Genomic DNA, 14,420 nt, shown 5'->3' on the forward strand with positions numbered 1-14,420 from the left:
GTTTTATCTAAAGACGATAAACAAAATTCACACTTAAACGGACAACCACGCGAGGCTTCAACATATAGCAGACGATGGGTTAAATCTTCATCGGTATAATACTGATAAGGTGATGCTAGCTCATTTAATTCAACGGGTTTTGAGTGAACTATTTTTTTATCGGGTGGCGAGTTATTTATAATGTCTTTACACAGTTGATAAAAACTTAAATCAGCCGGACCTGTTAATACATAATCAGCATTGGCAACAATGGCTTGCTGCTCAGTTTCATAACTTACTTCAGGCCCACCTAAAATAATCTTAATGTCAGGTGCGATAACTTTTAATAAGCTAACCACATCGGTGGTTTCAACAATGTTCCATATATAGACCCCAAACCCAACAATATCAGGCTTTGACACTAATATTTGTTCAACAATATCAATAGCGCGAGTTTGTATAATAAACTCTTTTATTTCACAGTAATCCTGTAATTCTTTTAAATTAGCGTAAAGATAACGTAAACCAAAACTGGTGTGAAAGTATTTAGCATTGAGGGTAGCAAGCACAATTTTAGGCACAGTTTTATCGATTTCATCACTGTTTTTCTCAGCAACCTTTGTACACTCTTTTATTGCATCAGGTTTTGTGGCATCTGAGGTATGATCTTCAGTTAAATGAAGCTGGGTAACCGTTAGTTCGGGATGATTTAATTGCTCTGCCATACTGCTTTTTAAATACCTTTGATTAAATACCTGATGATGGTGTGATTGCTGATGTTATTCAGCAATCTTATTTTGGCTATTCCAGCTTACTATTTTACTGTAAACAACACTTCTTATATTTCTTCTGGCTGCCACACGGGCAAGGATCATTGCGATTAGCTTTTGCTAATGAACTTACGGGCACACTGTTTTCTAAAATTGTATTTTCGTCGTACAAGATATTAGACAACAAACCACCCTCGCCCATTAACGAATCAAATACATCAAGGTTGTCGTTTGAAAGGCTATCGATTGAAGGATTGTCGAATACCTCATCATCTGAGCCATCACCTTCAGCCCAGGAATTTAAGGTATCAACAAGATTAAACTCTGTTTGAATGATGCCAGACTCAATCAACTTACGCGCATTAAGGCTTTTCCATGCTTTTACTTCATCTTGTTTAAAGCGGTATTCATCAAATACGTCTTTATCACATAAGTCAAAAAACTGACCTTTAAGATCATCAAGTTGATATTCGATACAATAATCAGCTAATGCGCTAATTAAAAAACTGCTGATTGAACTGGGTAAAGCCAAAAATGCGGCTAACCATAGCGTGATATGTTCACTTAATTCAGCCTGATCAATAGTGCCCACTTCGTATTGAGCAAATACCGCTTCCATAGCAGAAGCTTTACCATACATCGCTTGATGACTAGCAACAATATAGTCAGACAAAGCTTGTGTATTACCATTGGCGACATTATAAAATAAGGTTGATGTTAATTCAGTAATCGCATCACCAAATACCCCTTCAATAGGCGTTAAAAAAGCGTCACTGCACGAAAAAAGTTGCAAGCACTTTGATAGCGCGGGAGAATATTTTAACTCTGCTAATAATAAGGTGCCAAAAAATAAAACGGCATTCTGCTCATCGGTTAGCGAACTATCATCTGCGACAAATTGATCTATTACCTGCTCTAATTCAGCATAAAATGCTGACCAATTCGTTTTAGCTACGTCGAGCGCGGCAACAGGTAGTTCGTTGTCATGTGCATTACCTATTTCCAATAAAGCTTGTTCTAAATTCATGTAAATTCCGCGTTAAATAATCAATGATGAGTGGCAAATGCCGAATGTTATGACCATGCAAAGTGCGTAGATTTTAGTAGGGTTAAAAATGTTAACTACAAGGCGCATGATTTACTAATAGCCGGCTATTAGGATTGAATGCAACAGGGTAACTGGCTTTTTAAAGCGAATAAAACAAGCAATTTGTATGATGATGGGGGTATCTTAAACACTTATTATTACCGTTACCATGCAAAGCATCAGATTCAACCGAATTTTCAATTGATTGATCACTATAACGTTCAAATTGATCTAGTTTCGCTGCAATAAATTTAACATCCCAATTTAACTAGAACACACTAGTTGTAAAATTAAGAACAAGGTTTAAGCCAACCTGGCTTTATTTGGAATAAAAAATTTCCTTACAGTAGGTTAGGTGAGTTTTCTTATATAGCTTGTTGATTGGATTGAAAATAGCGTAAACGCAGTCCGTAATCTGTAATTTAATCTTCTGTTTAAGTTTTTAGCCATTAAATTGCTCAAATTTTAATGATAATTCTGTTGCCATTTTATGTTGTCCTTTAAGCCTTAATACTTCGATTATGCATTCGATGGTACATAGGCCACCTTTAGGTTGATTGGCCCTAAGTTTATATAACGAATCATTTACCGTTTTTAAAGTACATTTTGGCGCATTTTTTAAATACGAGCTCTGGTTGAAGATTTTTTTTGCTTCCTGCCATGTGCCATCAATAATAATAATATTTTCATACTCTTCAATTGTTGGTCTTGATACAGCAGACGATGATTCTGCCTTCGAATATAATAATACCGCCTCATTATTTTCTATGAGTCGAGTAAGGTCTTTATTAGGGGTTACTCTTTGCCAGAGTATACGTTCAACAATTTCATTAGCACTTTCTAGTGCAAGAGCGCCGGTATTAGTTGCCCTATGTAATTCGCGCTCATGTGTAAGTAAAAATATTTTCATTATTATGTATTGTTCCGCTTTAAATTATTGTTGTAAAGCTTGTTCGCCAGACCTGCAATGGTTAGCACAAAATCTACATTAAGCGCTTCAAGTGAAATGTAGAGCCATACCAGGATTCACTGGGTAATAATAGAATGGGCTAGATAAGCGGCAAAGGATAAAAAGCCAACTGTATTTATATCTAACAAATAATCAATCTTATGTTTAAATACTATTAGCGCAAAAGTGAGTAACAGAGTAACAATAATACTTTGCACCAGTAAACTACTGTAATTAACCAAAGTGCTGTTAACTATAAAGACAAATATTAGAGAAAGGCTACACATAGGTCTACCCTTCAGCGTGTAGTATCTATAAAAGTATTGAACGCTAGAAATTCTATAAAATCATATAACCCTTATAGATAGAAGAAAAAAACTGCTAATTTTTCAATTAGCAGTCTTTTATATTTTGTTAGTGAGATAGGGATTTAAACTGCATCCTTTCAACTTTGAAAAAACTTTAAATTTTTAATACGTAACAATAAAAATCCAAACCAAAGTTGGCAATTAGTGAATGCATTGACTTTGTATAACCCCGGCTATTTTGTCAACCTAAACAGAAAGAAAGCACCAGTTTATCATGTGCTTTCTTTCTTAGTTTTTTTGAATCCAAAATTAAGATGGTTAACTTTACACGCGGATTAATATCACTTTTACTACATTCGCGACATTAGGTTTTGTATCGGTAACGCCTTAAGAAGGGCGCAGTTTACTGCGTCCCACTTACTTAATTTGTTAGGTTTTAATTGTCTGGATGAACAGCGACTTTAATTGCATCTTTGCTAATTTTTTTGACTGATGAGAGCTTACTCATTAGTAAAGAACCTTCTTCTAATATTTCGTCAAATAATTCTACATCTTCTTTGTTAAATTCTGGTTGAGCCTCAATGATGCATTTAATATATTGAAGTTGATTTAGCAAGTTGTTGATTATGTGCTGCGAACTGTGAATTGTAGCCAAATAAATCTCTTCTTTTTCTTTGGCTGCATTATTTTTAATGTCAACAATTTCTTTGCTGTGAGCTTTCCATTTGAATACTAAAATAGCTGTTACCCATACCGCGAAGATAGCCAAAGCACGGTTAAAGAAGACCTTCCACTCTTCACCACCAGCAGGAGAGAAGTAGTACCCTAGAGCAACCATTATTGAACAAAGAACAGCGAAGTAGATGATTGGACTTTGCTTTGTAGCCCAAAGAGTAATCAGTATAACTGTGATGTATGGGACTCCCCCTGCGACACCTAAAGGTAAGTTGATATCAATTATAAATATTAAAATAACGATACTCAAACAAGTGGTATAAATTTTCAGATCTTGAGAGCTCAAATTTCCACGTCCTATTTTGAGATAATAGTTGAAGCTAAACCTAACGCCCTAATAATGGGCAAAAAATTGTTGGCTAAAATGTTGAGGGACGAAAGCAGCAAACTGTTTTCTGTCCTTATTAATTAGCTTGTTATATGCCAACTTGCTCATATAGCTCTAATGGTAGACCATCAGGGTCACTAAAAAAGGTAAACTTTTTATTAGTATATTCATCTAGCCTAATCGGCTCAACATCCACGCTTTGAGACAAAAGGTAATTTCTAACCGATTCAACAGACTCTACATTAAATGCCAAATGCCTTAAACCTAGAGCTTCAGGGAAACTGGGTCTATCCGGTGAATTAGGGAAAGAAAATAATTCTATTTGACCACCATCTGGTAATTTTAGATCGAGTTTAAATGAATCTCGCTCTTCCCGATAATTCTCAGCTATAACCTCTAGTCCAAGAATTGAAACATAAAATCTCTTAGATTTTTTATAATCTGAGCAAATTATAGCAGCATGATGAATCGATTTAAGCACCTAATCTCCTTGGTATATAACGCCTCGTTAAGGGGCAAATAATTGTTGCCTAAAATAAGCGACGCAGGAGTAAAAGCCAACTGTTATTTGTTCTGCTTTAACGACTTGTTAGCTGTATTTACTTTTTAGATGAATTAACAAATTTGTCCGAACAATTTCAAGAACAAATGAAACAGTCACCACTAAAGTTGAGTGAATTATATAACCTAACCCGACCAATGGATCAGATGAACAACTAGAGTTAAGGATTTCACAATAAAAGAAGTCCACAAAGAATGTAGATGCAATAGCTAAAAAAAGTAATAGTACGAATCGAAATAACGACACCAATTTTAGTAAATGTATAATTAAAACTATTACGATTGATGGTAATAAAACGTTTAATATTCCTTCCATGGTATGCCTCACATGCTGATGCAACTAACGCCTCACTAAGAGGCAAATGATAGTTGGTTAAAATAAGCGACGAAGGAGCAAAAACCAACTATTTTTTGCCCTTTTGAGTGCTTTGTTAGTTTATTTATTACCAAGAACTAGAACTTGATTTGCTTCTGGACCTTTCTTTCCTTGAGATATAGTTAATTGAACCTGATCTCCTTCATTCAAATCCTTTTCATCGCCTATAATCGCCTCCTCGACTTTAGCCACAACAATTATTACAGAATAATTTTCCAGCATTGATACATAAACTTGCACTGATACCGACTTTCCAGTACCTGTCTGAGCAGGAAAGACAAGATTTCTAACAGTTTTAGGAAGCTCTATATTGGGACGAATAGAAAAGTTAAACAGTCGGCACATATGCTCCAAAAGCTCAGGCATATCCTTAGATATTAGAACGCTTTTAGATGCTAACTGAACTACCACCTTCTCTACAAATTCCTCAGGTTCTATTGGCGTATCTGGCATTGTTGCAGGATTAAGTATAGTTTGATTGTTCGGATGATACAGGTCGTGAGGATTATCCATGGAAAATTGTATACTTTTCCCCTCATCATCAAAATAATCCTCTGATGGGAATTTTTGCCAACTCGGTTAAAAACCTTTATACCTAGCTCGGTCGCCCAACCCATGAAATAGAGACTTAGCGTATTCCAGAGAGAAAACATCTAGGTCATAAAAGCTTTCACTGTTTGGACGTAGTATTCACCATACTGATCGTGATCAAAGCTGTTGGTGTGACTCTGTCTTATCAGGTCATATTCATCCTGAAAGTCATCAAAGTCGTAATGCATTATTAATCTATTAATCGACAGACTAGCATCATACGAAAATGGTTTCATTGTGCAATAATTAAGTTAATTACCAGTAAAAAATGAAAGAAAAAAACTTCAAACTTATCCTGTCAATTTAACTAGGTAATTAGACAATTACTCAATCAACTCCCTTCATTCTTCAAGCCGCATAGTATGATTATAAGAGGCTTTGACCTTATTGCCCTCATATGACCTAGCTGCTGAGGCTCTAACAGAACAGCATCAAGCCTACAGTGCTCTCTCCTGAGTTTTGAAAAACTAAAGCGGTACCCATGAAACAGGTAATCACCATAAGATAAATCAACCGCTAGTTTTAAAAAGTTAATAACAGGTATTGTTAAGTCTCTATTACAAATATGAAGCTGACAAGGGAGTAGTTTTATATCTTGGTTCGGCCTTTAGGGTTAATACAGGATAATTTAAAGCCATAAAACTTTTAAGTAATGCTAAAGCTTAACTAAAAAATTTAAACCGTGAAAAAGATCTAAAACCGCACCTATTCAATCATTTGTTATAACTTAAAACATTTAAGAACTGCATAAAATGAAATTTTACGAAGTTGAACCAACGTTAGATAATTACTGGCGAGCAATCATATTTTTTTGGGCGTACGCCACCTATTAACAGTACTTTAACATATTGAAAGAAATAGTATTTTCTATATGGAAAGGAAAATACTCCCAAGGTTGCTTTTTAAATTTTACTTCGGTAAAATTCTGCCGACTCAGGGATGAACTGTCTCAGGGATGTATTTAATAAAGGACTCTATAAGATGAAATTAAAGGTTATATTTACTTTAGCTATTGCGACTATATTCGCATCTGGCTGTTCCACAATTCTCACAGATGATACTCATAAAATGAATGTTTCTACTAGTAATGGTAAAAAAATTGATGTCGAAGTTGATGGGAACATTCAGGCTGTACCTGGTATAGTAATTGTAGAAAAAGAAAATAAAGATAAAATTTTAATCACTAAAGATGCGGCTTGTACAAGTAATACTGCCTTAAACAAAGAAGTGGAGACTACGTTCTTCGTAAATCTTCTTAGTGGTGGTGTTTTGGGTTCTAGTACTGATTATGGGACAGCTAAAATGTGGAAATATCAAGATTCAGTGACTATTAGCTGCAACTAAACTATGTATCACTTATTATTTAAAGGAAGCCTATTCGCTTCCTTTTTTATATGCCATTTTAGCGTATATGCTTTATCATCAAACGTTACATCACCTACTAAAGATACCAGCGAATTGGTTGAACAGTCTAAAAAACTTGTACTTTTTGAACATCCGATTTGGCAAGCGATTCTCCACGTAAAAAACGGGCAACCAATCAATTCTAACTATGAACGCTACCTAAGTGCTAACAATTTTTCAGTAGAAAAAGAAATGGCGTTAACCCTTGAATTGATTCTTAATGACAAACAAAGTGAATGCAACTACCCTGCTAGAATAAATTTTTTACAAGAATTTTTGGATTTTAATGAGACATTAGATTTAAGCCATTGTGATAGTTATCAAGAGTATTTACACAAAGTACCCATTGCTGATATTTATTTAATATACGCTTCAGAAAACGTAAAGAATGCCAGTTCGATGCTGGGTCACATTATGCTAAGGATGGATGGTATCAATGATAAAGGTTTAAACGTAAGCCACGGCATCACTTTTTTCACTGAACTAAAAGGTTTTAATGTTCCTAAAATCCTTTACGATAGTTTAGTCACGGGAAAAAAAGGTATTTTTCAAATAGCCCCTTACTCTGATTTTGTAAATAACTATTTAAACATTGAACTAAGAAACATTTGGGAGTATAAACTTTCATTATCAGATATTCAAAAGCAGCTTATTCGGGATATTACTTGGGAACTCGGCAGTACTGATTTATCATACTTCTTTCATACTTATAATTGTGCCACAGTTACTCAGTTATTAATTGCTAGCTCCGTACCAGAGACAATTCCGACATTACAATCATGGCTAACACCTCTAGACGTTGTTCATTTCGTCGAAGAAAATAATTTAGTAGAGAAGACCAATCTTATCCCATCAGAAGAATGGGAACTACGTGCATTAATTGATAACTTACCACAAGAAGTAATAACCAAAGCAATACAGTCTGTCCATAGTGCAAATATTGATTTGAAAACAATTTCTTCGGAAAGAGACAAGTTGCTGACCATAGCATTTTACAAAGCTTACAATAAGTTTTCCGTGAGAAAAAATTTAATTAATAACGACGTTTATGAGAGAAACAATATAAAAATTGAGCAATTAACGACAAAATCGCCCAATTTTCAGCTTGAAGTAAGTGATTATAAAATGCCTACTGCTGCGTCACCTGATGGACAAGTTGCTGTTGGTTGGCGAAGTGAAAATAAAAAAGACTGGCTGTCAATTAATCTATTTCCTGTGGCAAGTCATCAAGGCGATAACAAGAAGCACGTTTTTGGGGAAACAACACTTACACTTGCATCACTTGATATATTGTATAATCCGGAATCTAACAATATTAAACTTGATAATTTTATTGTCTACTCTATGCATTCTATGATCCCTTTTGATAATACATTAAAAGGGTATTCAACGGGTTTTCGATTTGGATTAGAGAGACATAATGATGTCAAGCTTACTGGAAAGTTAAACGCCTTTATAGAAGGAAAACTTGGGTTTACTTATGAATTTAACCAAGACATCGGAGCATATTTTGAAACTGCACTAGGTATTGGCAGTGACAGCAACTCAACCTACTTGTATACAACACCACAATTAGGAGCATACGTATATTTGATTGGCGGCATAAAATTACATGTTCAGAATAGTATTAGTTTTAATAAACAAAAGTCCGATCTAGTCTTAAATACATCTTCACTCTTTCTTGACTGGCAAATTAAAAGAGACTTATACCTGTCCGCTGATTACATCAAATATTGGAATTCTATTAAATCAACTAAGTCGTATGGGATGCGTTTAAGATATAGGTTTTAGGTATCTTTGTGATACGTACAAGTTGATCTTTAGTTTAACCATATACCTTCAAGAACGCCTTAAAAGCTTAATGATAAAACTGCCCACTAACTAATAGTGAGCAGTTGACTTAAAGAGCAACCGATAGCTGATGTCTATAAATCGTACTTAGTTGTTGTTTTATAATGTTCTATTATTAATTTTGTAGGATCTAATCCAAATAATCACATGACTTGAGGGACACCGTCTTTAGCATCTGCTAATGACTGAGTAACCATTAAGGCTATCATCTTACCTAGTCGATTAATTGCACCCTTCGAACTCACCTGATAATACTCTGGCCTCGCTGTTGGTTAACTAAGCTCAATATTTATTTTTTACTATACGTTGACGATATATTCGTTATTATAACTCAAAGTATTTAAGAGCTGCATAAAATGGAATTTTACGAAGTTGAACCAACGTTAGATAATTACTGGCGAGCTATCATACTGTTTGGTCGAAATGTAGCTTCTTACAAATTTGCTTTAGCTAAGTCTCTATATGAGCTTCATGCTGTACCTAATGACTTAGTTAAAATGGAGCAATTAGCAGCCCCTTTTAGCCATCAGCTATGTGAACACCTACAACACAATAACGTCAAAATCTAGTGCGTTTTTAAGTGCTTGTAGTAGTTATAATAATGGCAGTTTAAGCCATGAGAAGTTAATAGGCCAAACGATTAAGCTTGGTTTCAATAATGTAATAGATGCTTTTCATATTGATAAGTATGATGCTATATGGTGTTGTGCTTCCCTCTACACGTACCTGAGAGCGACTTACTTACTACTTTTAGCACCTTATCGTTTAAGTATGGTGACTCACAGAGAGAAGAAGGTGGTCGTTTATTTACTGATGTTAATGAAGTAAAGCTAGCTACTTTGGTAAGTACTTTACCTCATATTAAAGTAAAGCGTACTTGGATTACAGAAGATAATCGCCCTGAAAGAAATCAGAATTGGCTTAATACTGTTTTAAAGAAAAATAATTCACGTAAATTAAAAATTAGATGCTAAGTTGTTTAAGAACCTAGCATCTAATGGTAAAACTACATCTCGATAAAAACACCATCACCAGCACTTAAGCTAGTAATAATCCCGATATTCTTGTCTTCCAGTTGTTGAGCCGTATTAGTGTTTGAGCTGTAGCCAGTCCATGCTTGAGTCTCGTTGTTAAAGAACCACACAATTTTAGCATCATTGAAAATACCTAAATCAGTAACATCTTCAGGTATAGAGATCATCTTCCAACCAGAAGGTAACTGAGCAAGACCTTCTTTAGATAAACCTACAACTATATTAAGACCATAAGTTACTGGATTATTGATTACATTATTTTCACCATCAGTTATACCAGTTGTTGCTGCTGCTGCTGCTACTGCTGCTACTGCAGTTGCTTGAGCTGCTTCAGTAACTAAACTGAACTCAGCAAGGTTATTTTGTACATACTGCTTACCTGTGGTGATACCAGACGTATTTGAGGCCGCTACTGCTATTGCTTGAGCGGCTTCAGTAACTAAACTGAACTCAGTAAGGTTATTTTGAACATAATGCTTACCTGATGAGAAAGATTTAGATTTTTCAATATCAATTTCAGAAATAAGTAGTTCATAATATTCAGGAGAAACCGCTTTGATAAGCCTTTGTTCGTAAGTCATTTCATTCCAAGGTAGCTCACTAATAGCTACACCTAGACTTGAAGTAGAAAACTCGCCTTCACTATCAGTTACTTTTACGTTAACCGTATAAGTTCCTGCTGTATTGTAGGTATAGGTATTTAAAGAGGTATAGTTTTCATCATTCAAATAGTCATATGAAACATCAATTACACCCCTACCATCGGCCAATGTGTAATCTGTAGTAAATGTAAGCTCACTTTGCTCTTTAGCTGTCCCTGTATATGTTACAAAATTTATAGTTGGCTTTGTGGAACTAAATTCATAAGGCCCTATGTCTATATTGCCGCCTGAAATCCTATCATTTCCATTTAAATCCGTTATTAGTAAGTCGATATCATCTATAACTGCTGTACCTACATCTATTAAATCTGATACACCTGTAAGGTTGTAATTATCATTAATTTCACTTACAAAACCTAGCGTTACATTATTAAAAATAATTGATTCAGTAACCACAGTTATAGCAACATCATTTAAATCTAAATAGGAGTTTTCAATGTTTATAATTGGCTCTCCACTGACACGTGAGCCATTGATACTTGAGGATAATATTATTGTGTTATATATATTATTATCTATATATGACAAGTAAAGGTTACTATTGTTAAACAATGAATTTTCTATTGTATTTTTTTTACTCAGTAAAACTGCTGTGCCAGAATTAACAAATATTGAATTTTTTATTGATGATTTTTGATTATAATAAGCATTTCCAGACCTTATGCTCTTTTTAATGTTGTTATTAATAAATATACTATTGTTAACAGTAATCCCCCAATTCGTACTTAATATAGAAGAGGAGCCATAAAGTCCCCAAGACGGATTAAATAATATAGGAGAACTATCACTTGTATCTCCATTATTATTAAAATTCGAGTTTGTTACTTTTATATTTCTAAGGCTATCATCGGGACCACTATTATTTGCAGATACTACATTCTGTGTATTGTTGGAATCAAAGGTTGAATCATCAATATAGGTATTTGCTGAGTAAACAGTACTCCCTCCTAAGCGTTCACCTGGAACTGGAATTCCATTAAAAGAGTTCTTAATAAATTGAGTACTTTGTATTGTTAAATTTTTACCATATATTGCAGAGCCTATTTCAGATGAATTAACTGCAAAGGCAGAGCCTTTTATATTCAAGTGTAATGTAGAGTAAATGCCACCGCCCTCAATATTTTTTCCATTTAAAAAAGAAATGTTTGTTAAGTTGATTTTTGCCACAGTTTGAGTCGATTTAAAGTTGATAATACCTGTTTGATAATTTCCACTTAAGATTGCATTATCGGCTGAGGAACCTTGAATAATCAATGAATTGGACTCATTACTTAAATAAATAAATGTACCTTCTCCATCATCAGTGGTTTTATAAGTTCCATCAGCAAGGTTAATAGTGTCATCTTCACCGTTTGTTGCTGCTGTTGATAATGCAATTCTCAGCTCTGGAGTAGTTGATACATTAAATGTTGCTGCTTGAGTTAATGAAGACGCAGCAACTAGTAATAATAATAAATATTTTTTCATGGTTCTTTCCTTAGAATACTGGCATTGGTGGTGGCGTTGAAATTTCATCTGATGGTATTTGTGTTAAAGGAGGAATAGATACTTGAAGAACCTGTAAGGTAAACTCAGTACTATCTTCTAGCTCACCATCTGACACATTTACTGCAATCACCTCATCGCCAACATATTGATTGATAGGAGTGATATGCAAAATATCATCTGAAATATTTACTTCAAAATTAGCATTATTTGACAGTGAAGTACTATAGCTAAGCGTATCTCCATTTGAATCACTAGCAGTTAGCGCTATTTCTATGGCTGTGTCTTGGTAAGTAGCTTTGTTTTCAATCTGTGACAATATAGGCGCTTCATTAACAGAGTTTACTATAAAGCTAACGGTATCTTTACCTGTTGCTCCATCATTGTCTGTTACGGTTAACTGAAAAGTTAATGTGACTTGAGTATTAGTTGTTATATCAAAGCTTGCTGAACTACTAGAGGCATTATCAATCGTTACAGACTCACCTGATGTTTGAGTCCAGCTATAACTTGAAATAGTGCCATCTGAATCAGTACCACTACCTAATAAAGTAACACTACTTCCTTCATCAACAGTTTTGTCTTCTCCTGCGTTAGCTATAGGTGTTTTATTAGTAGGAGAAGGCGCTGGTTTTTCTCCACCACCATCTGAGCCACCACCACAGGCCGCCAGCGAAGTAATTAATAGAGATTGCGTTAAGGTTTTTCTCAAAAAATGATGTGAATTATATTGAAGCAAAATTAGAGTCCTTCTAGGTTGATTCATCAGCGTATGTAATACCAGAAAAGATTAATGAGGATGTAAATGTTGCGGAGGTTAATAATGTGTTTTTCATGTTATTCCTTTATATTCTAGAAAGTTCAAATACAAATCATTTGCATTAATTCCATTAAAACAATTACTTCATTGCTTAATTTAACATTTGCACAATATTTATAATGTAAGATATACCCGCTTATTATGTAAGACATCTGCCGTTAGAGGATATATGTTACACTTGCGCCGTAAGAATAGTTAGAGTTCATACCGTACATAGTTGCCGAGGCCAAACCATTACATCGCATTTGGAATACCATTCTGAGCACCATTAAGATAGAGAGTGACTTGTTTCTTGAAAAAGCTTGCTAACGCGCTTCACCTGCAACCTTAAATAAAATTATGGGGTTCTGATCTACGATCAGGTTCGATTAATTTTATATGAGGTCGTTTTTTATAGTAACGTGAGTATTTGACGGTTTTCTTGACGGTTCAGAAAGTATAAGATATAAAAAAGCCCTTTGATAACAGGGGCTTATCTATAAAATTTGGCGGAGAGATTGGGATTTGAACCCTAGAAGGATTGGCGCTATAAATCCTAGGTTATTATAGTTCACTAAATTCTAGATGAAAAAAAACCGCTAATCTTTCGATTGGCGGTTTTTTATAATTTGGCGGAGAGATAGGGATTTGAACCCTAGAAGGGCTATAAACCCTTGCTGGTTTTCAAGACCAGTGCTTTCGACCACTCAGCCATCTCTCCAATGTTCAAAAGCATTACTGCTTGAGAACGAGACGCATAGTAAAGGCTCGAAATTGTCTTGTAAAGGATTTATTCTATAAAACAGTTTGTTTGCTAAAAAAATCAACGATTTGTCATTTATTTAAGCAAATTCAGTAGATTTCATGTTTAAGGAAAACTTATGAGTGAAGAAAACCTTTGTCGATGTCCGTGGTTAGATACAACAAAACCCGATTATGTTGCCTATCATGATAATGAATGGGGTGTTCCTGTTTTTGATGATCAACAATTATTTGAATGTTTAATGCTTGAATCAGCACAGGCAGGTTTAAGTTGGTATACGATTTTAAAGCGTCGCGATAGTTACCGTGCCGCCTTCGCTAACTTTGACGTTAACCTTCTTGCCCTATTTACCGATGCTAAAGTTGAAGAGCTAGTAGTTAACCGCGCTATTATTCGCCACAGAGGTAAAATTAATGCTGTGATTAATAATGCTAAAATATTTATCGACATTCAAAAAGAATTTGGCAGCTTTAGCCGCTATATGTGGGGCTTTGTAGACCATAAAACTATTGTCAATAATTGGGCTACATTAAACGATTACCCTGCTACCTCTAAAGAGTCTAATGCTTGGAGCAAAGATTTGAAAAAGCGGGGATTTAAGTTTATTGGTTCAACCATTTGTTATGCCCATATGCAGGCTTGTGGTATGGTTAACGATCATAGCAATGACTGTTACAAACGCTCGCAAATTATTGTAAAGTTTCAACAGGGTTAAAGATAGTATTTCAAAATGCACCG

Annotated in this window: 13 protein-coding genes and 1 tRNA gene; 5 read left to right on the plus strand and 9 right to left on the minus strand. The window is 34.8% G+C overall.

The window, feature by feature from the left end; all coding sequences use genetic code 11:
* The 6 genes from H4J46_RS05425 to H4J46_RS05450 form a co-directional block, all read right to left on the minus strand.
* Positions 1-704: radical SAM protein (locus H4J46_RS05425; protein WP_182232528.1), on the minus strand; the 704-nt coding region annotated here is incomplete at its 3' end.
* 94 nt (positions 705-798) lie between these two features.
* Positions 799-1,776, minus strand: a complete 978-nt coding sequence (locus H4J46_RS05430) for a DUF1186 domain-containing protein (RefSeq protein WP_182232529.1) — start codon at positions 1,774-1,776, stop codon at positions 799-801.
* A 502-nt stretch (positions 1,777-2,278) separates the two neighbouring features.
* Positions 2,279-2,746, minus strand: coding sequence for a tRNA-uridine aminocarboxypropyltransferase (locus H4J46_RS05435; protein ID WP_182232530.1), 468 nt, complete (start codon positions 2,744-2,746; stop codon positions 2,279-2,281).
* Positions 2,747-3,529: 783 nt separating this feature from the next.
* Positions 3,530-4,114 carry a hypothetical protein gene (locus H4J46_RS05440; RefSeq protein ID WP_182232531.1) on the minus strand — a complete coding sequence of 195 codons (585 nt, stop codon included), beginning with the start codon at positions 4,112-4,114 and terminating at the stop codon, positions 3,530-3,532.
* A 130-nt stretch (positions 4,115-4,244) separates the two neighbouring features.
* Entirely contained in the window at positions 4,245-4,637 is a 393-nt protein-coding gene (locus H4J46_RS05445) for a VOC family protein (protein WP_182232532.1), read from the minus strand.
* 516 nt (positions 4,638-5,153) lie between these two features.
* Complete coding sequence (locus H4J46_RS05450; RefSeq protein ID WP_182232533.1) at positions 5,154-5,606, minus strand: cold shock domain-containing protein; 453 nt, start codon at positions 5,604-5,606, stop codon at positions 5,154-5,156.
* Between the two features lie 1,059 nt (positions 5,607-6,665).
* Here H4J46_RS05450 and H4J46_RS05455 point away from each other — a divergent pair.
* The 4 genes from H4J46_RS05455 to H4J46_RS05470 all read left to right on the plus strand — a co-directional run bounded on the left by H4J46_RS05455 (position 6,666) and on the right by H4J46_RS05470 (position 9,913).
* The gene (locus H4J46_RS05455) at positions 6,666-7,028 is read left to right on the plus strand and encodes an adenosine deaminase (RefSeq protein ID WP_182232534.1); all 363 of its coding nucleotides are present in this window, start codon (positions 6,666-6,668) and stop codon (positions 7,026-7,028) included.
* 114 nt (positions 7,029-7,142) lie between these two features.
* Positions 7,143-8,879 (plus strand): DUF4105 domain-containing protein, encoded by a 1,737-nt coding sequence (locus tag H4J46_RS05460; protein ID WP_182232535.1) that lies wholly within the window; start codon positions 7,143-7,145, stop codon positions 8,877-8,879.
* Between the two features lie 416 nt (positions 8,880-9,295).
* A complete protein-coding gene (locus H4J46_RS05465; protein WP_182232536.1) occupies positions 9,296-9,508 on the plus strand; it encodes a hypothetical protein in 213 nt (70 codons plus the stop codon).
* 129 nt (positions 9,509-9,637) lie between these two features.
* On the plus strand, positions 9,638-9,913 hold the full coding sequence (locus H4J46_RS05470) for a hypothetical protein (protein ID WP_182232537.1): 276 nt from the start codon (positions 9,638-9,640) through the stop codon (positions 9,911-9,913).
* A 32-nt stretch (positions 9,914-9,945) separates the two neighbouring features.
* On the opposite strand, the gene H4J46_RS05475 is transcribed toward H4J46_RS05470, so the two are convergent.
* From H4J46_RS05475 to H4J46_RS05485, 3 genes are all read right to left on the minus strand, one after another.
* Positions 9,946-12,102 (minus strand): hypothetical protein, encoded by a 2,157-nt coding sequence (locus tag H4J46_RS05475; protein ID WP_182232538.1) that lies wholly within the window; start codon positions 12,100-12,102, stop codon positions 9,946-9,948.
* A 10-nt stretch (positions 12,103-12,112) separates the two neighbouring features.
* Positions 12,113-12,859 carry a PKD domain-containing protein gene (locus tag H4J46_RS05480; protein ID WP_182232539.1) on the minus strand — a complete coding sequence of 249 codons (747 nt, stop codon included), beginning with the start codon at positions 12,857-12,859 and terminating at the stop codon, positions 12,113-12,115.
* A 690-nt stretch (positions 12,860-13,549) separates the two neighbouring features.
* Positions 13,550-13,640: transfer RNA gene (locus H4J46_RS05485), tRNA-Ser, on the minus strand.
* 160 nt (positions 13,641-13,800) lie between these two features.
* On the opposite strand from H4J46_RS05485, the gene H4J46_RS05490 reads away from it, so the two are divergent.
* A complete protein-coding gene (locus tag H4J46_RS05490) occupies positions 13,801-14,397 on the plus strand; it encodes a DNA-3-methyladenine glycosylase I (RefSeq protein ID WP_182232540.1) in 597 nt (198 codons plus the stop codon).
* Positions 14,398-14,420: the final 23 nt, after the last annotated feature.

Origin of the sequence: Colwellia sp. MB02u-6 (assembly GCF_014077095.1) — a bacterium.
In the GTDB taxonomy this organism is placed as follows: domain Bacteria; phylum Pseudomonadota; class Gammaproteobacteria; order Enterobacterales; family Alteromonadaceae; genus Cognaticolwellia.